The organism is Pyxidicoccus sp. MSG2 (assembly GCF_026626705.1).
Taxonomy (GTDB): Bacteria; Myxococcota; Myxococcia; order Myxococcales; family Myxococcaceae; genus Myxococcus.
Genome location: NZ_JAPNKC010000001.1, coordinates 1,632,918 through 1,652,515, shown reverse-complemented (window position 1 = coordinate 1,652,515; position 19,598 = coordinate 1,632,918). Strand labels below are relative to the sequence as shown.

Annotated in this window: 17 protein-coding genes; 9 read left to right on the top strand and 8 right to left on the bottom strand. The window is 69.9% G+C overall.

What is annotated here, in order from left to right; genetic code table 11:
- Positions 1-106 precede the first annotated feature (106 nt).
- Positions 107-985, bottom strand: a complete 879-nt coding sequence (locus tag OV427_RS06795; protein ID WP_267855292.1) for a type VI immunity family protein — start codon at positions 983-985, stop codon at positions 107-109.
- A gap of 131 nt (positions 986-1,116) precedes the next feature.
- On the opposite strand from OV427_RS06795, the gene OV427_RS06790 reads away from it, so the two are divergent.
- A complete protein-coding gene (locus OV427_RS06790) occupies positions 1,117-1,344 on the top strand; it encodes a hypothetical protein (protein ID WP_267855291.1) in 228 nt (75 codons plus the stop codon).
- Between the two features lie 37 nt (positions 1,345-1,381).
- Positions 1,382-2,164, top strand: a complete 783-nt coding sequence (locus tag OV427_RS06785; RefSeq protein WP_267855290.1) for a DNA-methyltransferase — start codon at positions 1,382-1,384, stop codon at positions 2,162-2,164.
- On the opposite strand, the gene OV427_RS06780 is transcribed toward OV427_RS06785, so the two are convergent.
- The gene (locus OV427_RS06780) at positions 2,143-2,781 is read right to left on the bottom strand and encodes a hypothetical protein (RefSeq protein ID WP_267855289.1); all 639 of its coding nucleotides are present in this window, start codon (positions 2,779-2,781) and stop codon (positions 2,143-2,145) included. The two genes, OV427_RS06785 and OV427_RS06780, sit on opposite strands and share 22 nt — an antisense overlap.
- Positions 2,782-2,884: 103 nt before the next feature.
- Here OV427_RS06780 and OV427_RS06775 point away from each other — a divergent pair, with 103 nt between their 5' ends.
- From OV427_RS06775 to OV427_RS06765, 3 genes are all read left to right on the top strand, one after another.
- A complete protein-coding gene (locus OV427_RS06775; protein WP_267855288.1) occupies positions 2,885-4,225 on the top strand; it encodes a dicarboxylate/amino acid:cation symporter in 1,341 nt (446 codons plus the stop codon).
- Positions 4,226-4,295: 70 nt separating this feature from the next.
- Positions 4,296-4,781 (top strand): FKBP-type peptidyl-prolyl cis-trans isomerase, encoded by a 486-nt coding sequence (locus OV427_RS06770; RefSeq protein WP_267855287.1) that lies wholly within the window; start codon positions 4,296-4,298, stop codon positions 4,779-4,781.
- Between the two features lie 111 nt (positions 4,782-4,892).
- Entirely contained in the window at positions 4,893-6,788 is a 1,896-nt protein-coding gene (locus OV427_RS06765) for an OPT family oligopeptide transporter (protein WP_267855286.1), read from the top strand.
- A gap of 31 nt (positions 6,789-6,819) precedes the next feature.
- Here OV427_RS06765 and OV427_RS06760 read toward each other — a convergent pair whose 3' ends face one another.
- A complete protein-coding gene (locus OV427_RS06760) occupies positions 6,820-7,734 on the bottom strand; it encodes a flagellar motor protein MotB (protein WP_267855285.1) in 915 nt (304 codons plus the stop codon).
- Between the two features lie 266 nt (positions 7,735-8,000).
- Here OV427_RS06760 and OV427_RS06755 point away from each other — a divergent pair, with 266 nt between their 5' ends.
- Positions 8,001-10,475: an ABC transporter permease gene (locus OV427_RS06755; RefSeq protein WP_267855284.1), complete on the top strand. Its 2,475-nt coding sequence runs from the start codon at positions 8,001-8,003 to the stop codon at positions 10,473-10,475.
- 45 nt (positions 10,476-10,520) lie between these two features.
- Here the strand turns inward: OV427_RS06755 and OV427_RS06750 are convergent, their stop codons facing one another.
- Positions 10,521-12,440 (bottom strand): ABC-F family ATP-binding cassette domain-containing protein, encoded by a 1,920-nt coding sequence (locus tag OV427_RS06750; RefSeq protein ID WP_267855283.1) that lies wholly within the window; start codon positions 12,438-12,440, stop codon positions 10,521-10,523.
- Between the two features lie 86 nt (positions 12,441-12,526).
- Positions 12,527-14,641: an elongation factor G gene (gene fusA / locus OV427_RS06745; protein WP_267855282.1), complete on the bottom strand. Its 2,115-nt coding sequence runs from the start codon at positions 14,639-14,641 to the stop codon at positions 12,527-12,529.
- Positions 14,642-14,854: 213 nt separating this feature from the next.
- On the opposite strand from fusA, the gene OV427_RS06740 reads away from it, so the two are divergent.
- Both OV427_RS06740 and OV427_RS06735 read left to right on the top strand, forming a co-directional pair.
- On the top strand, positions 14,855-15,217 hold the full coding sequence (locus OV427_RS06740) for a nuclear transport factor 2 family protein (RefSeq protein ID WP_267855281.1): 363 nt from the start codon (positions 14,855-14,857) through the stop codon (positions 15,215-15,217).
- A gap of 58 nt (positions 15,218-15,275) precedes the next feature.
- A complete protein-coding gene (locus OV427_RS06735; RefSeq protein ID WP_267855280.1) occupies positions 15,276-15,617 on the top strand; it encodes a hypothetical protein in 342 nt (113 codons plus the stop codon).
- A 4-nt stretch (positions 15,618-15,621) separates the two neighbouring features.
- On the opposite strand, the gene sthA is transcribed toward OV427_RS06735, so the two are convergent.
- The 3 genes from sthA to OV427_RS06720 all read right to left on the bottom strand — a co-directional run bounded on the left by sthA (position 15,622) and on the right by OV427_RS06720 (position 18,362).
- Entirely contained in the window at positions 15,622-17,028 is a 1,407-nt protein-coding gene (sthA, locus tag OV427_RS06730; RefSeq protein ID WP_267855279.1) for a Si-specific NAD(P)(+) transhydrogenase, read from the bottom strand.
- 274 nt (positions 17,029-17,302) lie between these two features.
- The gene (locus OV427_RS06725) at positions 17,303-18,106 is read right to left on the bottom strand and encodes a pseudouridine synthase (protein WP_267855278.1); all 804 of its coding nucleotides are present in this window, start codon (positions 18,104-18,106) and stop codon (positions 17,303-17,305) included.
- A gap of 40 nt (positions 18,107-18,146) precedes the next feature.
- On the bottom strand, positions 18,147-18,362 hold the full coding sequence (locus OV427_RS06720; protein WP_267855277.1) for a hypothetical protein: 216 nt from the start codon (positions 18,360-18,362) through the stop codon (positions 18,147-18,149).
- 141 nt (positions 18,363-18,503) lie between these two features.
- On the opposite strand from OV427_RS06720, the gene OV427_RS06715 reads away from it, so the two are divergent.
- A complete protein-coding gene (locus tag OV427_RS06715; RefSeq protein ID WP_267855276.1) occupies positions 18,504-19,496 on the top strand; it encodes a DUF1028 domain-containing protein in 993 nt (330 codons plus the stop codon).
- Positions 19,497-19,598: the final 102 nt, after the last annotated feature.

The window sequence follows — 19,598 nt, the reverse complement described above, 5'->3', positions numbered from 1 at the left end:
TAGCTCGGCAGCGGTTCCAGAAAGTTGCGACACCCTCAAGTGTGGGACGAGGGCGGCGGACTGTTCGTGCCGCTCAAGGGACTCCAAGTCCGCTGAGCGTGGGTGCTCAATCCAGGAAGCGGCGCTCCCAGCGGCGCTTGTCCCCCGGTGGGAAGTCCGGATCGAAGCGGGTTCCTGAGTCGTGGTAGAGCCACGGCTCCAGCACGCGCGCGAGTTCCCGGTATGCGGGCAGGTTCTCTCCTGCGTCCACGTCACCCGCCTCGGGCCACAGCCCGAGTGTGACGATGGCACGGTCTTCCGGAAGTTGCTGCACGGTGGTGTCGGGAGCCGTCAGACGCGCACTCAGCCCTTCCGTGCCTCCCAATTCGCCCAACACAGGCTGCCCGAGGAACGTCAGCCAGTAGGCGCCAGGGATTCGCGTGCCGATGTCCCAGGAGACCGGGTGCTCGAACATGTCCACACCCGGGTGGCGGAAGCACAACGTGTTGAGCTGACGAACGACGCCCACAGGTTGCTCAGACCTGCTGAAGACGAGGCTGGCGTAGCCGGAGTTGAAGGGCAGGTGGGCTGCCAGTTCCAACGCCAGCCCGCGCGCGTGCCCGGGCCCCCACTTCTCCAGGAACGTCGAGGGCAGCCAGAAGCTCGCCACACAGGCACGTCTCGGGTCGTCGAACGAGCCCGGTTCTTCGAGTGATATTCCCTCGTACTCGAATCGAAAACCAACGATGCGCGTAGGTTGGTCCACCAGGGTTGCGAAGGTGTGCGTGCTGGTGTCGAGCAGTGTCTGCCGTGTCCGCTCCCAGGCCGAGTTGTCCAGACGCCGCCAATCACCCTCTGCATCCGGATACCAGACAAGGGTGTCTGGTCCCACTGCGTGTCTGTACGTGTCCAGTGCGCGCATCACGCTGGTGGCAAGGTCTGCGTGGGAGCGGTGCATGAAGAATCGAATGATGAGCCCAATCCCACTGAACATGGCGCCGTCCACGGTGGAGATTCGGACTCCAGGAAACCGTTCGGTCATTTGAAGACGTCTCCTGGAAGCACAGCCGCCGCACCTTCCCACTATTACACTCCCCTGGCACGCACCCAGCACGGGCGCGAGGAGGCAGGCAAGCCATGGCCCGGATGTGCCAGGACGACGTAGGCCGCTGTGACTTCATCGACGTGCTCGAAGAGGCCGTCCTCCGGCGCCACCCCGTGGCCGTGGAGCTCCGTGCCGGAGAGGCCTTCACCGACCAGGTCACCGACGTCGTCACCGAGCAGGGGGACGACTTCGCCGTCTTCCGCTCGCATGCCCGGGTGCCCGTCGGGGACATCCTCTCCGTCACCCGCGAGCCCTCTTGAGCCCCGCGCGCCGCCGTGTAGGGTGCCGCCCAGGACGATGACCTCCCTTCCTCCGGCAGACTCCCTCCGCTGCATCAACGCCGACTCGCGCGAGCCGCAGGGCTACCGCACCGCCCTCGGGGACACCCGCGCGGCCCTGCTCCACACGGACCCGCCCTACTGCCTCCTCACCCGGCGCCGGAAGGGCGGGGACCTGCGCGACACGCGGGCCCACAAGAAGATCGACCAGAACCCCATCGTCCGCTTCGAGACGGTGCGCGACTACCGCGCCTTCTCCGAGGCCTGGCTGTCCCGCGCCGTCGCGCACCTCACCCCGGACGCGCCGCTCGTCATCTGGACCAACCTGCTCGGCAAGGAGCCCATCCTCACCACCGCCCGCGGCCTGGGCTACCCGCACCTGCGCGGCGAGTACGTCTGGGGCAAGCGCACCACCGACAAGAACGCCAATGAGCAGACCCTGCGCGTCTACGAGGTCGCCCTCGTCATCGCCCGCACGCCCGCGCCGCCGCTCGCGCCCGGAGACCTGCCCACCGTCTGGGCCGTCGTCGGCGGCTACGACGACGAAGCCGAGGCCGCGCGCTGGGGCGGCCACCCGCACCACAAGCCCTTCTCCGTCCTCGAGCCCCTGGTCCGCACGTACAGCCGGCCCGGTGACACGGTGCTGGACCCGTTCGCCGGCAGTGGCTCCATGCCCGCCGCGGCGCTGCGGCTCGGCCGCCGTCCCGCGTGCCTCGAAGTCGAGCCCGAGTGGGCCGAGCGGGTCACCCGCCGCCTCCGTGAGACCGCCGCGGAAGAGGCTCAGCGCGCCAGCGCCCGATAGAGCCGCGTCTGGGCCCACGCGGGAATGTCCGTGGGCCTGTGCCCCCACCAGTTCATCACCAGCGTGCGCCGCTGCCGTGAGCGCCCCGGCAGCTTCCCGTCCGGGATGCGGTTCTCCGCGTCCAGCACGCCGTGCGTCAGCGTCCCGTCGAAGCGCACCAGCCGGTTGGGACGCGGCGCCACCAGGTCCGCGGTGTCCAGCCGCGCCGGGGCCAGCGAGGGGTTGTCCGCCTCGGGCTTCTCACGCGTCACCACCAGCGCGCCCCCGCGCACGCGGTTGAGGAACAGCACCGAGGAGATGCGCGGGTGCACCAATTCCCCCGTGCGCAGCGCCAGCTTCTCGTCCCGGTCCTGGTGGAAGTCCACGCGCACGTCGGTGGGGTACATGCGCGACAGCCACCACTCCACGCCGGCGATGCGCCGTCGGCCCGTCACCTTCGGGTGCAGCGAGAGGATGACCTCCTCCACCACGTTGGCGGGGGGGCCGAAGTCGTACCAGAAGGTGGTCTGGTACGTCTGACGCAGGCGCTCGGTGCCCAGGGCTCCCACGCACCGCAGCAGGCGGCGGAAGAGGGGAGCGGGCACGGCGCCTTCGGTGAGCTGGACGAGGGTTTCCACGGGTCCACCGAGCATTGTCCCACCGCCAGGGTGGGCGCCACCTTCCTTTGCCGCTAGGCTGCGCGGCCCATTCCCCTCCGGACGGAGGGCGCGGAGACACCGGATGAAGGCGCACCAGAAGATGCTCATCGGCATTGTCGCTGGCGCGGTGACGGGCCTCACCGTCAACGCCGTCGCCACCGCCATCGCCCGGAAGGCGGCCGGCATCGCCGAGGGGCCGGTCCCCGCCGACGTCATCGCCCAGCACGCGCCGTGGCTGCCGTGGACCGTGGACAACGTGGCCTCGCCCCTGGGGCAGATATTCATCCGCCTGCTCCTCATGCTCGTGGTGCCCATGCTCTTCTCCGCGCTCGTCGTGGGCGTGGCGGAGCTCGACTTGAAGCAGGTGGGCCGGCTGGGCGCGCGCACGCTGGGCTACACCATCGTCTTCTCCGCCATCTCCGTCCTCATCGGCCTGCTGCTCGTCAACGCGGTCCAGCCGGGCGCCGGCCTCAGTGACGAGGCGCGCGCCCTGGCCCGGGGGGCCGCCACGGTGAAGGCGGCCCCGCCGCCGGAGGCCACGTCGTTCGGCGCGGTGCTCGTCTCCATGGTGCCCACCAACCCCCTCAAGGCCGCCGCCGAGGGGGACTTCATCGGCCTCATCGTCTTCTCGCTCATCTTCGGCATGGGCCTGGCGCTCACCCAGGGCGAGCCCGCCCTGCGGCTGAAGGAAATCATCCAGGGCCTCTACGACGTGATGATGAAGCTCATCGACGGCGTGCTGCGGCTGGCGCCCTTCGGCGTGGCCGCGCTGCTGTACGCGATGACGGCCCGGCTGGGGCTGGGCATCCTGGCGCAGCTCGCCGCGTACGTGGCCACGGTGCTGCTGGCGCTGGGCATCCACATGTTCGTCGTCTACTCGCTGTCGGTGCGCTTCCTGGGCGGGCGCAACCCGCTCCAGTTCTTCCGCGACATCCGGCTGGTGATGGCGACCGCCTTCTCCACGGCGTCCTCCAGCGCCACGCTGCCCACCGCGCTCAAGGTGGCCGAGGAGAACCTCAAGCTGCCGCGCAACGTGTCCCGCTTCGTGCTCACCGCGGGCTCGGCCATGAACCAGAACGGCACGGCGCTCTTCGAGGGCGTCACCGTGCTCTTCCTCGCCCAGGTCTACGGCGTGCCGCTCAGCCTGCCGGACCAGGGGCTCATCATGTTCATCTGCATCCTGGCGGGCATCGGCACCGCGGGCGTGCCCGCGGGCTCCATCCCCGTCATCGCGATGATTCTGGGCATGTTCAAGATTCCGGTGGAGGGGCTGGGCCTCATCCTCGGCGTGGACCGCTTCCTGGACATGTGCCGCACCACCCTCAACGTCACCGGGGACCTCGCGGCCGCGGTGTACGTCGCGCGGGGGGAGCCGCTCGACCGCCCGGCCGGAGAGGGGGCGGCAGACCCTTCCGCGTCCTGACACCCGGCATTTCGCAGCCCATCCTTCACCACGAGAGCAGTTACCCCGCAGCAACCGCCAAGGAGCCCGCATGAGGGTCGCCAAGGATTCCGTCGTCTCGCTGGAGTACCGGCTGCACCTGGGAGATGAGCAGGTCATCGACCAGAGCGCGCCCGGACAGCCGCTCGCCTACCTGCACGGCCACAAGCAGATTGTCCCGGGCCTGGAGGGCGCCATCGAAGGCATGTCCGCTGGCGAGAGCAAGCAGGTGGTGGTGTCCCCCGGCCAGGGCTACGGCGAGCACGACCCGGAAGGCGTGCGCACCGTCCCGCGCAACATGCTGCCTCCCGGCTTCAACCCGCAGCCCGGGCAGACGCTGATGGCGCAGACGGACCAGGGCGACATCCCCCTGCGCATCCAGGAGGTGCGCCAGGACGCCGTCGTCGTGGACCTCAACCACCCGCTGGCCGGCAAGACGCTCCACTTCGACGTCACCGTGCGCGAGGTGCGCACGGCCACGCAGGAAGAGCTCACCCACGGCCACGTCCATGGCGCGGGGGGCCATGACCACGGCTGAGACGCGCTGACGCATCGCGGCCACTCGCGGGGTGGGGGCGTCCGGCCCCACCCTTCGAGTGGAACAAGCATTTCGCGGGGCCGGGGGCGGTGCACTATCGTCGCGGCCCCAATGAGTCCCTCCTCACCGTCTCCGTCCCCGAGCGAGCTGCGCATCCACCCGTCCGACACGCCGCCGCACGGCGACCCGGGGGCGTCCGCGGAGAAGGACCCGGAGCGCTACTGGCTCGAGCACGTCTACCAGGGCGGCAGCCGCCAGCTCACCGTGCGCGCCGTCATCGCGGGCATGCTCATCGGCGCGGTGATGTGCCTGTCCAACCTGTACGTCATCCTCAAGACGGGCTGGAGCCTGGGCGTCACGATTACGGCCTGCATCCTGGCCTTCGCGGTGTTCGGCACGCTGCGCTCCCTGCGGCTCTTGAGGAAGGAGTTCACCGACCTGGAGAACAACGCCATGGGCTCGGTGGCCTCGGCCGCCGGCTACATGACGGGCGGCGGCAACATGGCGGCGGTGCCCGCGCTGCTGATGCTCACCGGCACGCTGCCGTCGCCGGGCTGGCTGATGGTGTGGTTCGCCGTCATCTCCGCGCTGGGCGTCTTCGCGGCCATCCCCATCAAGCGCCAGCTCATCAACATCGAGGCGCTGCCGTTCCCCACCGGCACGGCCACCGCGGAGACCATCCGCGCGCTGCACGGCCATGGCGAGGTGGCCCGCCGCAAGTCGCGGCTGCTGGGCCTGTCGGGGCTGGTGGGCGCGGCGCTCGTCTTCATCCGGGACGCGCGCTTCACGTGGCTGACCAACATCCCGGACAAGGTGAGCCTGCCCTTCACGATGCTGGGGAAGAAGGCCTCGGCCTGGTCGCTGTCGTTCGACTTCAGCCTGCTGCTGGTGGGTGCGGGCGCGCTGGTGAGCTTCAAGACGGGCTGGTCCATGCTGCTGGGCGCGGTGCTCACGTACGGCTTCCTCGCGCCGGCCATGGTGAGCCAGGGCGCCATCCCCGAGGTGACGTACAAGGCCATCAACAGCTGGATGGTGTGGACGGGCTCGGCGGTGCTGGTGTCCTCGGGCCTCCTGTCCTTCGCCTTCCAGTGGCGCAGCGTGGCGCGTTCCTTCAAGGCGCTGTCCGGCCTGTTCGGCGGCAAGAGCGCGCAGGACGAGCAGGACCCGCTGGCCGGCATCGAGTGCCCGCCGTCCTGGTTCCCCCTGGGCTTCGCGGTGCTGGGGCCCATCGCCATCTTCCTGATGGCGTACCTCTTCCAGATTCCGTGGTGGGCCGGTGTGCTGGCCATGCCGCTGGCCGTGGTCATGGGCGTCATCGCCAGCCGCGTGACGGGCGAGACGGACACCACGCCCACCAAGGCGCTGGGCCCCGTCACCCAGCTCATCTTCGGCGGCCTGGCGCCGGGCAACATCCCCGCCAACGTGATGAGCGCCAACGCCACGGGCGGCGTGGGGCTGCACTCGGCGGACCTGCTGACCGACTTGAAGTCCGGGTGGCTCCTGGGCGCCAACCCGCGCCAGCAGTTCGTGGCGCAGTTGTTCGGCGTGGTGGCGGGCGCGGCGGTGGTGGTGCCGGTGTTCCGCATCCTGGTGCCCAGCGCGGACGTGCTGGGCACGGAGGAGTTCCCCGCGCCCGCGTCCATGGTGTGGGCCGGCGTGTCGAAGCTGCTGGCCTCGGGCGTGTCCGCGCTGCCGCAGACGGCCCGCATGGGCGCGCTGTGCGGCGCGACGCTGGGCATCCTCCTGGTGCTGCTGGAGAAGTTCGCCCCGGCGAAGGCGAAGGCCTACGTGCCGTCCGCCGCGGGCTTCGGCCTGGCCATCGTCATCCCCGGCTCCAGCTCCATCGCCTTCTTCATCGGCTCGGCCCTCGCGGAGGGCCTGCGCCGCGCGAAGCCGAAGCTGGCCGAGGACATGGTGCTGCCGGTGTCCTCGGGCTTCATCGCCGGAGAGAGTCTGTTGGGCATCGGCCTCGCGATGGCCAAGGCCTTCGGGGTGATGCCGAAGTAGCTTCAGTCCACCTTGCGAGTGGACTGAGTCCTCAGTCCACCTTGGACGTCGCGAAGGACACGCCTCCGACGAAGCGGAAGGTGGGCGTGTCCAGGCCGGCGCCGACGCCCGGCCCGCCCATGACGTAGAGGTCCATGAAGGACAGGGCGTGCTTGCGGATGGCCAGCAGCAGCTCGGCACCCACGCGGCCTCCCTGCAGCGGCACGCCCACCAGCACGCTCACCTCGCCGCGCGTGGACTCGCCGGCGCGGGACGTCACGGTGCCCGCCAGCCGCAGCTCGTTGCCGATGACGTCCTTCGACTCACCGGACAGCGGGCCCAGGTCACGCTTCTCGCGCAGCAGCACGCCCGCCTCGGCGCCCACCTGCCAGCCCTCGGCCAGGAAGCCGAGCTGGAGCTTCGGGTGGACCGCGTAGTCATCACGCGCCAGCAATTCCACGCTGCCCACCGGCACCGCGGCGCTGACGTCCGCCGCCACCTGGAGGCCGAAGTCCTGGCGCAGCAGGGCGGCACGCGCGCCCACCCAGGGCGTCCCCATTCCCTGGCCCGCGGGAGGCGACACGCCCATATGGGGCTTGCCGCCCTGCTGGACGATGTAGGGCACCTCCGCCGCTACCTGGAGCCACGGCAGCACGCCGAAGGCGGCCGTCAGGTCCATGGTGAAGCGGTTCTCCACCAGCCCCGTGCCGCCGGCCGGCTCCCAGCGCGTCTGGAAGTGGAAGGGCAGGTTCTCGTAGTGGCCCTGCACCGCCACGCGCAGCATGCCCTGCGGGAGCGTGCGACCGGTACCCACCATCAGTGAACCCAGCGCCGCCGGGTCCAGCTCCAGCCGCTGGAGATTGAAGTGGGGCAGCCGCGCGTCCTGTGCCTGCGCGGAGGCGGGGCCGAGGAGCAAAGCGAGGGACGACACAGCGGACAGCAGGGCGAGCGAAGGCCGGGAAGGCACGACGACTCCTTACAATGAATGTCAGCGCGAAGAGAGCGGCCCCGAAACCTTGGAGAAGTCGCATGCTTGGAATTGGAGTGCAAGCGCACTGCTATTTCGCCCCTATACGGAAACTATTGCCTGCCAGTTGCAGCAGCCTCCTTGACGCGCGCCCCGTCCCGATTCTCCCTGGCTTGCAGTGAAGTCCATTTCCAGGAGGCGCCGCGACGGCGGGTGCAATGGCCGCACGTGCGGTCCGTACGGCAGACACCGCAAGGGGTGTGCCCGTGTCCGTGCTGGTCGATGACCTCCGCTTCTCGCTCCGGTTGTTGCTCAAGAACCGGAGCTTCACGCTCGTCTCCGTGCTGACGCTCGCCCTGGCCATCGGGGCGAACACCGCCATCTTCAGCGTCGTGCACGGGGTGCTGCTGCGCCCGTTGCCGTATCCAGAGTCGGAGCAACTGGTGCAGCTCATCCGCCGGGAGCTGGGGGACGAGAGCCCGTCGCAGAGCGTTGCGCACTACACGCTGCTGTCCGGTGAGTCCGCCCTCTTCTCGCACGTCACCGCCTACGAGGTGCTCCCCAGCGGCTTCAACCTGGTGGGAGACGGAATGCCGGAGCGGATGTCCGGCGTGCGCGTGACGGGGACGTTCTTCGACACCTTCGGCGTGAGGCCGGCGCTGGGCCGCGGCTTCCTGCCGGAGGAGGACGTGCCGGGTGGCGGCCACGCGGTGGTCATCAGTCACGGGTTCTGGCAGCGCCGCTTCGGTGGGGCCGCGGACGTCATCGGCAAGTCACTCACGCTGAACGACCAGCCCTACACCGTGGTGGGCGTGGCGCCCGCGAGCTTCCAGTACCCGCAAGGCGTGCAGCTGTGGACGCCGCTGCAGCTGGACCTCACCAACGAGGACGACTCCAACTACCTCTTCATCACCGCGCGGCTGAAGGCGGGCCTGTCGCCCGATTCGGTGGACGCGGCCCTGAAGACGTTCAGCGGCCGGCTGCGCGCCGAGAAGCCGCTCCTCATCGACGAGAAGGAGCTCTTCCACGCGGAGGACCTGCGCGCGTTTCTCGCCGGTGACTTGCGGCTGGCGCTCTGGGTGCTGCTGGGAGCGGTGGCCCTGGTGCTGCTCATCGCGTGCGTCAACCTGGCCAACCTCCAGCTCGCGCGGGCGGCGGCGCGGCAGCGGGAGCTGGTGGTGCGTGCCGCCCTGGGCGCGGCGCCGGGAAGGCTGGTGCGCCAGCTCCTCACGGAGAGCCTGCTGCTGTCGCTGGCGGGGGGAGGGCTCGGGCTGTTGCTGGCCTCGGCGGCGCTGCCCGCGCTGCTGGTGCTGGCTCCGGCGGCGGCGGCCGTGTCGGGGAGCGGCGGGCTGGGGAGCGCGGCGGTGGGGGTCAACGGCGCGGTGCTGCTCTTCACGCTGGGCGCGTCGGTGGTGACGGGCCTGCTGTTCGGCCTGCTGCCCGCGTGGCACGCGTCGAGTCCGGACCTGCAGACGGCGCTGCGCGAAGGGGCGCAGCGGGCCACCGCGGGCCGCGGGGGCGGGCGGACGCGGCGGCTCCTGGTGGTGGGGCAGGTGGCGCTGGCCGTGGTGCTGCTGGTGGGCGCGGCGCTGCTCATCCGCGGCTTCGCGTCGCTGAGCCACACGGCCCCGGGGTTCGACGCGCACGACGTCCACGTGCTGAAGCTGTCCCTGCCGGAGGCGCGCTACGCCGAGCCCGCCGAGCTGGAGCGCTTCTCGAAACAGGTGGTGGAGCGGGTGTCGGCGCTGCCGGGCGTGGAGGCGGTGGGCTTCTCGTCGGCGCTGCCCATGGGCCTGGGCCCCGGCATGCAGTTCTCGATTGATGGCAAGTTCGAGGGGCGCATGGACGGGCCCGGCCTGGGCGGTGGGCAGTTCCGCCCGGTGACGCCGGGGTACTTCAAGGCGCTGGACATCGGCCTCGTGCGCGGCCGGCTGCTGGCGGAGACGGACGTGGCGGGCTCGGAGCCGGTGGTGGTCATCAACGAGGCGACGGCGCGCAAGTACTGGCCGGGCGAGGACCCCATCGGCCAGCGCGTGCGGTTCGCTCCCACGGTGCCCAGCATCCGGGACGAGGTGCCGCGCACGGTGGTGGGCATCGTCAAGGACGTGCGGGAGAACGGCCTGGCGGAGGAGGTGCCCACCGTCCAGTACGTCGCGCTGGGGCAGATGGTGCCGGGCTTCAACCGGATGCTGGTCCGCATGCTGCCGCAGCACCTCCTCGTGCGCTCCAGGGGCTCCCACGCGGCGCTGGTGGCGTCCGTGCAGCGCGAGCTGTGGGCGGTGGACCCGCAGCAGCCGGTGACGGAGACGCTGAAGCTGGAGGACCACGTGGAGCGCTCGCTGGGCTCGGAGCGCTTCAACATGGTGCTGCTGGGGTTGATGGCGGCGCTCGCGCTGGTGCTCGCGGCCGTCGGCATCTACGGCGTGCTGTCCTACCTGGTGAGCCAGCGGACGCGGGAGATGGGCGTGCGGCTGGCGCTGGGCGCACCGCGCGGCGAGGTGGTGCGGCTGGTGCTCTTCCAGGGCCTGGGCTCGGTGGGCCTGGGCGTGGTGCTGGGAGTCGCGGGCGCGTGGGGGCTGACGCGCGTGGTGGAGGGCATGGTGCACGGGGTGAGCGCCCTGGACCCGCTGGCCTTCTGCGCCGCGCCGCTGCTGCTCCTGGGCGTGGGGCTGGTGGCCACGTGGGTGCCCGCGCTGCGCGCCTCGCGCGTGGACCCCATCATCGCCCTGAAGTACGACTGACGGCGGGGCAGGGCGGGCGCCTTCCGTGTGAGGCGCCCCGTCCCGTCACGCTCCGGCGGCCAGGTCCTGCAGCTCCTGCCAGCGCGCGTAGAGCCGGTCCACCTCGGCGGCGGTGGCTTCCAACTCCTTGTTCACCTCGGCCACCTTGGTGCCGTTGCTGTACACGGCCGGGTCGGCGAGCTGCGCCTCCAGCCCCGCCTTCTTCGTCTCGGCCGCTTCGATGGCGGCCTCCATGCCGTCCAGCTCCCGCTGGTCCTTGTAGGAGAGCTTCCCCGGCTTGCGCGCGGCCTTCGACGCGGGGGGGGCGGGGGGCGGCTCCTCCTTTTTCAGCACGGGCTTCGTGGCGGCCTGCGCCTCCGACTGCTCCTTCAGCCGCCGGTACATCGCGTAGTTGCCCTCGTACCGTGTGACGCGGCCGCCGCCCTCGAAGGTCAGGATGCTGGTGGCCACCTTGTCCAGGAAGTACCGGTCGTGCGTGACGAGCAGCGTGCTGCCTCCGAAGTCCAGCAGCAGCCGCTCCAGGATGTTGAGCGTGACGATGTCCAGGTCGTTCGTGGGCTCGTCCAGCACCAGCACGTTGGCGCCTTCCAGGAACAGGCGCGCCAGCAGCAGCCGGTTGCGCTCGCCGCCGGACAGCGCCTTCACCTTCATGCGCTGCATGGGCACCGGGAAGAGCAGGTCATCCAGGTAGTCGCGCAGCGCCACCTTCTGGTCGCCCAGGATGACCCAGTCCTCGCCCTGCGAGGCGGACTCGTACACCGTGGACTCCAGGTCCAGCTGTGCACGCTGCTGGTCGTAGTACGCGACCTTGGTGTTCTTCCCGATGACGAGCTTGCCGCCATCCGGGGGCGTCTCCCCGAGCAGCACGCGCAGGAAGGTCGTCTTGCCCACGCCGTTGGGCCCCACCAGGCCCACGCGCTCGCCGCGCTGGAGCCGGAAGTCCACGTTGCTCAGCACCTTGCGGTCGCCGAAGGACTTCTGGAGCCCCTCCGCCTCGATGACGGTGTGGCCCAGCCGGGGCGCCGCGGCCACGCGCAGGTCCGCCACCTTGGGCCGCTGGAAGCCCTTCTCCGCCATCAGCTTCTGCGCCCGGTCGATGCGCGCCTTGCTCTTGGTGCGGCGCGCCTCCGGGCCCCGGCGCAGCCACGCCACTTCCTGCGCAATCCAGCGCTCGCGCTTGTGCTGGGCAATCTCCGAGTTCTGCTGCGCCACCAGCTTCTGCTCCAGGTAGGCCTGGTAGTTGCCGGGGTAGGACGTCACGCCCTCGCCGGGCTGGATTTCGACGATGCGGTCCACCAGGCCGTCGAGGAAGTAGCGGTCGTGCGTGACGAGCAGCAGCGCGCCGGGCAGCTTGTCCAGCTCCTCCTCCAGCCAGTCCGTCGTGTCCGCGTCCAGGTGGTTGGTGGGCTCGTCGAGCAGCAGCAAATCGGGCCGCGTCAGCAGCGCCCGGGCAATGGACACCCGCTTGCGCAGGCCGCCGGACAGCTGCGCCACCGGCCGGTCCCAGTCCTTCACGCCCAGCCGGTCCAGCAGCGTCTTCGCGTGGTGCTCGGTGCCCCAGCCGCCCATCTGCTCAATCCGGTCGCTGAGCGCGGAGAACTGCTCCAGCAGCTTCTCGTGCTCCTCGGCGGGGGCGGCCTCCAGGCGCTTCGCCAGCTCGGCGTGCGCGGCCAGGGCCTCCTTCAGCGGGGCCTCGGACACGGACAGCTCCGAGGCCACCGTGGCGCCCTCGGGGAACTCCGGCTCCTGGGGCAGGTAGGTGACGCGGGCGCCGCGCCGCAGCTGCAACTCGCCCGTGTCCGGCTTCGCCGCGCCGGCGAGAATCTTCATCAGCGACGACTTGCCGGAGCCGTTGACGCCCACCAGGCCCACGCGCTCGCCTTCCTCAATCGTGAAGGTGAGGCCCTGGAAGACGGTGCGGCTGCCGAAGCTGAGCTGGACGTTGGCGGCACGAAGCAGCGTCACGGTGTGTGGACTCCCGAAAAGGCGAAAGGCGCCCCTCATTGAAGAGGAGCGCCTTCCTTACCGCCAGAGTGCGGCGGATGCGTGGACTACTTGCGGGCCGCCTGCTCCGCGGCCTGCTTCTCCTTGTACGCGGCCATCAGGGCCTCGGACTCGTTGCGGGGCACCGGCGTGTAGCGGGCGAACTCCATCGTGAACTCGCCCTTGCCCTGGGTGGCGGAGCGCAGGTCCGTGGAGTAGCCGAACATGGTGTTCAGCGGCACCTCGGCCACCGCCGTCACGTAGCCCTCGGCGGTCTCCGTGTTGAGGATGGTGCCACGGCGCTGGTTCAGCTGCCCCACCACCGAGCCCTGGAAGTCCTCGGGAGCCTGGACCTCCACCTTCATCATCGGCTCGAGGATGATGGGCTTGGCGGCGGCGTAGCCCTCGCGGAAGCCCATGATGGCGGCCGTCTTGAACGCCATTTCGGACGAGTCCACCGCGTGGAAGGCGCCGTCGTTGATGACCACGCGCACACCCACCACGGGGAAGCCGATGAGGCTGCCCTTCTTCACGGCCTCGGTGAAGCCCTTGTCGCAGGCCGGGATGAACTCGCGGGGGATGGAGCCACCGACGATGTCATCCACGAACTCGTACTGCTGCACCGCGTCCGCGGGCAGCGGCTCGAGGTAGCCGCACACGCGCGCGAACTGACCGGAACCGCCGGTCTGCTTCTTGTGCGTGTAGGCGAACTCGCCCTTCTGGCTGATGGTCTCACGGTACGCCACCTGCGGCTTACCGGCCTGGACCTCGCAGTTGTACTCGCGCTTCATGCGCTCGATGTAGATCTCCAGGTGCAGCTCACCCATGCCGCGGATGATGGTCTGCCCGGACTCCTCGTCGCGGTGCACGCGGAAGGTGGGGTCTTCCTTCGTGAACCGGTTGAGCGCCTTGGAGAAGTTGGCCAGCGCCCCGCGGTCCTTGGGGGCCACGGCGAGCGAGATGACGGCGTCCGGCACGTGCATGGACGTCATCGTGTAGCTCACGGTGCCGTCGGTGAACGTGTCGCCGGAGGCGCACTCGATGCCGAACAGCGCGACGATGTCGCCCGCGGTGGCATCGTTGATGTCGTTCATCTGGCTGGAGTGCATGCGCACGATGCGCGGCACCTTGACCTTCTTCTGGTTGGACTGGTTGACGATGAAGTCACCCTTCGCAACCCGGCCCTGGTAGATGCGCATGTACGTCAGCTGCCCGTAGCGCCCATCCTCCAGCTTGAACGCCAGACCCACGAACGGCTTCTCCGGGTCCGACTCGAGGATGACCTTCGCCTCGTTGTTCTTCTGGTCCAGCGCCTCGTTGGTCGCCTCCTTGGGGTTCGGGAGGTAGCCACACACGGCGTTGAGCAGCAGCTGCACGCCCTTGTTCTTGTAGGCGGAGCCGCACATGACCGGCGTCATCTTCAGGGCGATGGTGGCCCGGCGGATGGCGGCGGAGATCTGCTCGTTGGTGATGGCGGAGTCGGCCAGGAACAGCTCACCGAGCTGGTCGTCCACCTCGGCCACGCCCTCAATCATCTGCTGGCGGCGCGTCTTGGCGTCCTCGAGCATCTCCGCGGGAATCTCCTCCTCGCGGACGTTCTCACCGTTCTCACCATCGAAGTAGAACGCCTTCATGGCGACCAGGTCGATGAGACCCTTGAAGCGGTCCTCGGCGCCGATGGGCAGCTGCAGCTTCACCGGGTGGTGGTTCAGCTTCTCCTTCAGCTGCGCGGCCACGCGGTCATAGTTCGCGCCGGCGCGGTCCATCTTGTTGACGAACGCGATGCGCGGAACGCGGTAGCGCTTCATCTGCCGGTCCACGGTGATGGACTGGGACTGCACGCCGGACACCGAGCAGAGCACGAGGATGGCGCCGTCGAGGACGCGCAGGGAGCGCTCCACCTCGATGGTGAAGTCCACGTGTCCCGGGGTGTCGATGAGGTTGATGTTGTGCTCGCCCCACATCGCGAACGTGGCGGCGGACTGGATGGTGATGCCCTTCTCACGCTCCAGGTCCATCGAGTCCATGATCGCGCCCACGCCGTCCTTGCCGCGGACTTCGTGGATCTCATGGATCCGGCCCGTATAGAACAGGATGCGCTCGGAGAGCGTCGTCTTGCCCGAGTCGATATGGGCGGAGATACCGATGTTGCGAATCTTCTCGATGGGTACGTTGGCGGCCACGATCCGGTCCTTCTTGATTTGAAAAGTGCCTGAGGGAACAGAGCAGGCGGGGCCCTTACTTCCCACAGGACTGAGTTTCCAGCCAAATCCGCATGACGGTGGGCTTGCCTACACCCACCTCCGCCTACCAGGCGTGTATCCCACCTTCTATATAGATGAGGCCCGGGTCGCTGCTGGAATCGACCGGGCAATGCTTTCCGAGGTCTCCTAACCATGAGCGCATCCGAAAACTTCTCCCTCGCCAGAGCCTGGCTGCACGCCTTCAATTCCCACGACGTGGACGCCCTGGTGGCGCTCTACGCCGAGGACTGCACCCACACCTCCCCGAAGATTCGGGTGCTCCACCCGGAGACGGGAGGCCGGCTGATTGGCCGCCCGGCGCTGGCGAAGTGGTGGCGGGAGGCCATCGCCCGGCTGCCCGGCCTTCGCTACGAGGAGACGGCCCTCACCGCGGATCAGGACCGGGTCTTCATGGAGTACCTGCGCCATGCCCCGGGGGAGCCGCCCATGCCGGTGGCGGAAGTCCTGGACGTGCGCGGGGGGCGGATTGTCGCCTCGCGCGTCTACCACGGCTGAGAGGCCGCACGGGCGGGAGGGGTTGGGCTAGGGTGACGTGACGACGAGGAGGACGGCCGTGGCGAAGAACCCCAGCTCCAGCGACCCCACCAGCACCTTCGACAGGGACTTCGGCTACCTGTTGCCCTTCATGGACAAGGTGGCCGCCGCCGCCGCCGAGCTCCAGGACGCCGCGGCCCGCGAGGAGCTCACGCGCCTCATGGCGGAGGAGAAGGTGCGCTGGCAGCGCATCAAGGAGCTGCTCGGTGGCGCTGGGGGACGCGCGGCGGCGCCGACGTCCACCACGGCGTCGGGCCGCACGGGGGCGCCGCCGCTGGCGCGCGCCTCGGCGGACAGCGTGCACCGCGTGGCGCCCACGTCCGCGGGCCTCACGGTGGGCAGCCTCAAGGGCACGCGCTGAAGCGTCAGTCTCCGACGCGCTTCAGGTAGTCCAGCGCGTCGAAGGTCGCCGTCTTGTAGGCCTCCGACAGCGTGGGGTAGTTGAAGCACGTCTCCACGAAGAGGCGCGCGCTGGAGCCGGTGAGCAGGGCCGTGAGGCCAATGTGCACCAGCTCCGTGGCCTGCTCGCCCAGCACGTGCACGCCCAGCAGCTTGAGGCTCTCCCGGTGGAAGAGCAGCTTCAGCAGGCCGTGCATCTCTCCAATGATTTGCCCGCGCGGGTTGCTGGAGAAGGCGGCGCGGCCGACGACGTAGGGGATGCCCTTCTCGCGCAGGCACTCCTCCGTCTCCCCGGCCATGGACACCTCGGGGATGGTGTAGATGCCGTACGGCAGCACCGGTGCCAGGGTGCGCGCGCTGGTCAGGTCGAAGGCGTGCTCCACGGCGATGCGCGCCTGGTCCATGGAGGTGGAGGCCAGCGCGGGGAAGCCGATGACATCTCCCACCGCGTAGACGTGCGGGACGGCCGTCTGGAAGTCCGGGCCCACCTCCACCTGGCCGCGCTTGCTCAGCTTCACGCCCAGGGCCTCCAGCCCCAGGCCCGCCGTGTTGGCGGTGCGGCCGGAAGCCACCAGCACCTGGTCCGTGTCCACCACCTCGCCGGTGGAGAGCGTCAGGCGGATGGGCTCGTCCTGGCTCGTGGGCACCTCCACCGTGTTCACGTTCTGCCCGAAGCGCAGGCGGATGCCGAGCGCCACCATGCGCTGGCCGAGCAGCGCGGAGATTTCGTCGTCGAGGAAGGGCAGCACCTCGTGCTTCAAGTCCACCAGCGTCACGGGGATGCCGAGCGCGGCGAACATGCACGCGTACTCGCAGCCGATGACGCCGGCGCCCACCACCACCAGCGAGCGCGGGAGCCAGCCGATGTCGAGGATTTCATCCGAGTCGTGCACCCGAGGGTCGCCGAAGGGGTACTGCGGCGGCCGGTACGGGGAGGAGCCGGTGGCCACGAGGATGAAGTCGCCGGTGAGCCGGCGCTCCGCTGCATCCTGACTCCGCACCACCACGGTGTGCGCGTCCGCGAACGAGCCGGTGCCCCGCACCACCTGCACGCCGTGGCGCTGAAGGTTCTGGAGGATGCGCTCGCGCTCCATGCCCTTCACGCGGCGCTCGCGGTAGAGGAAGTCGGAGACGGTGGCTTCGTGGCGCAGCGTGGTCTCCACGCTGTAGAGGCCGCGGGCCTTGAGGCCGGAGAGGTGGAGCGCCGTCTCGCGCAGCGTCTTGGAGGGGAGGGTGCCGGTGTTGGCCGCCGTGCCACCCAGCACGGGCTCGCGCTCCACCACCACCACGCGCTTGCCCGCCAGCGCGGCCTGCACCGCGCCCCACTCTCCGGCAGGGCCGGAGCCGATGACTACCAGGTCGAAGTCCGCCATGGGCGGCGACCCTAAACGAGCCCGGAGGGGCTTTGAAGTCACGGCATGAGGTATTGCTCGAAGAAGAGCGCTGTCTGTCGCATGGCCTCGCGCGAGGGCTCCACGTCGTCCACCAGGTCGAAGGCGTGGTGGGCCTCCGGCAATTCCACCAGGGTGAGGGGCGCGCCCCGTCCCTTCGCGTCCTGGACGAAGGCGTCCAGGGCGGCATTGAGCTCCGGTGCGGCCCGGCCTTCAAGTCAGTGCGAATCACGCCATTCCGCAAGCTTCGTGCGGCTCAAGGCTCCGCCGCGCCGCGTCCTTCGTACTTCAGCCCCTCGCGGACCTCCTCGTCGGTGAGGAGGCGGAAGGTGCCCTCGGGGAGGTCGTCCAGGACGATGTCGCCCACGGCCTCGCGGTGGAGCGCTCGCACGGGCAGGCCCACGGCGCCGAGCATCCGCTTCACCTGGTGGTTGCGGCCCTCGGTGATGGTGACTTCCACGGTGTGCTCGTCGCGGACCACCACCTTCGCGGGACGCGCGGGCCCGTCGTCGAGCGTCATGCCCTTGCGCAGGGGCTCCACCTTCTCGTCGCTGGCGGTGCTGAACACCGTGGCCACGTAGCGCTTGGGCAAGCGCGTATCCGGAGACGTCGCGTGGGCCACCAGCTTGTCGTCATTGGTGAAGAGCAGCAGGCCGGTGGACTCCACGTCCAGCCGGCCCACCGCGTGCCACGTGTAGCCGGCCAGCTCCGGTGGGAGCTGGGGCAGCAGCACCTCGAACACGGTGCCGGTGCGGTGCTGGCGCGCGGTGGAGGACAGCACGCCCGCGGGCTTGTGGAAGGCGAGCACGCGCGTGGCCGGCGCGCCCAGTTGCACCACCAGGCCGTCCACCTTCACCACGGAGCCCGGGGGCACCGGGGTGAGCGCCATCTTCGCCACGCGGCCGTTGATGCTGACGCGGCCGGCGGCGATGGCGTGCTCCGCCTCTTCCTGCGGAAACACGCCGGCCCGGGAGAGCGCGCGGGACAGCCAGTCCGGCTTCTCCTTGCCCTCCCAGCGCTTGTGCGTCGGTATCTTCGGCTTGTCGGGCTTGCGGGGCATGGGCGCGGCACTGTACCTGCCCGGGCCGGGTGGCACAGCGCTACTTGCGCGCCGTCCGGTCCGGGTCCTCACCCTCGGAGGAGCCAGGCGTCTTCCCGGGCTCTTCCTGGGGCATCCGGCGCTCCTCGTCCATGCCGCCGCCCTCCGCCGTCCTCGGCGTGCGCTTCGGCTCCTCCTCCGACGGGGCCTGGCGCTGATTGCCGCGGCCGGGCTCCTCGCCACCCACCTCCATCGACTCGTAGGGCATGTGGTCCATGCGGATGCTCCCCCTCGTGAGAGTGTGTCGCCATACCCCGGCGACCCGGGGAAGGTAGGGACGCCTCCGGCTCGTGGCGCCTTGGACCTTGCGGACGGACGCCTGCTCGCTCACCCTCCAGGCCCCCGTTGCGGAGGTTCCATGTCGCGTCTTGCCGCCTGCCTCGTCCTGCTCGCGCTGCCCGCCCTGGCCGCCGAGCCGGCCGCGGTTCCCCGCCGTCCCGTGCACACGTACTCCATCGTCGCCAGAGACCCGGTGACAGGAGAGCTGGGCGTCGCCGTGCAGTCGCACTGGTTCTCCGTGGGCTCCACCGTCCCCTGGGCCGAGGCCGGTGTGGGCGCCATCGCCACCCAGTCTTTCGTGGACCCGTCCTACGGCAAGCTGGGCCTGGAGTTGATGCGCGCGGGCCGCTCTGCTCCGGATGCGCTCAAGGGTCTGCTCGCCGCCGACAGCGCCAGCAACGTGCGGCAGGTAGGGATGATTGACGCCCAGGGCCGCGTCGCCGCCCACACCGGAGACAGCTGCATCGCCGCCGCCGGCCACATCGTCGGCGAGGGTTTCTCCGTCCAGGCCAACATGATGGAGAAGGACACCGTGTGGCCCGCCATGGCGAAGGCCTACCGCGAGTCGAAGGGCGACCTGGCGGAGCGCATGCTGGCCGCGCTCGAGGCCGCGCAGGCGCAGGGCGGGGACATCCGCGGCAAGCAGTCCGCCGCGCTCATCGTCGTGTCCGCGAAGCCCTCCGGCCGCCCGTGGATGGACCGCAAGTTCGACCTGCGCGTGGATGACGCCGCCGAGCCTCTCAAGGAACTCCGCCGGCTCGTCACCCTCCAGCGCGCCTACAACTTCATGAACGAGGGCGACCTCGCCATCGAGCGCAAGGACACGGATGGCGCGCTGAAGGCGTATGCCTCGGCGGAGAAGCTCGTGCCGGACAACGCGGAGATGGTGTTCTGGCACGCCATCTCGCTGGTGGGCGTGGGCCGCGTGGACGAGGCCCTGCCGCTCTTGCAGCGCACGTACAAGGCCGACCCGCGCTGGCGCGAGCTCCTCCTCCGGCTGCCCAAGGCAGGCCTGCTTCCGGATGACCCGAAGCTCCTCAACCGGCTGACGGGCGGCAAGCCCACGAAGTAGCACGCAGATGCAGGACGGCCGGGTGGGCGGGCGGTCCTCATCCCGGCCACCGTCGCTGGCTCGGACGTCGGGACCGTGCGCTTGTGGACATCTGCCGGGATG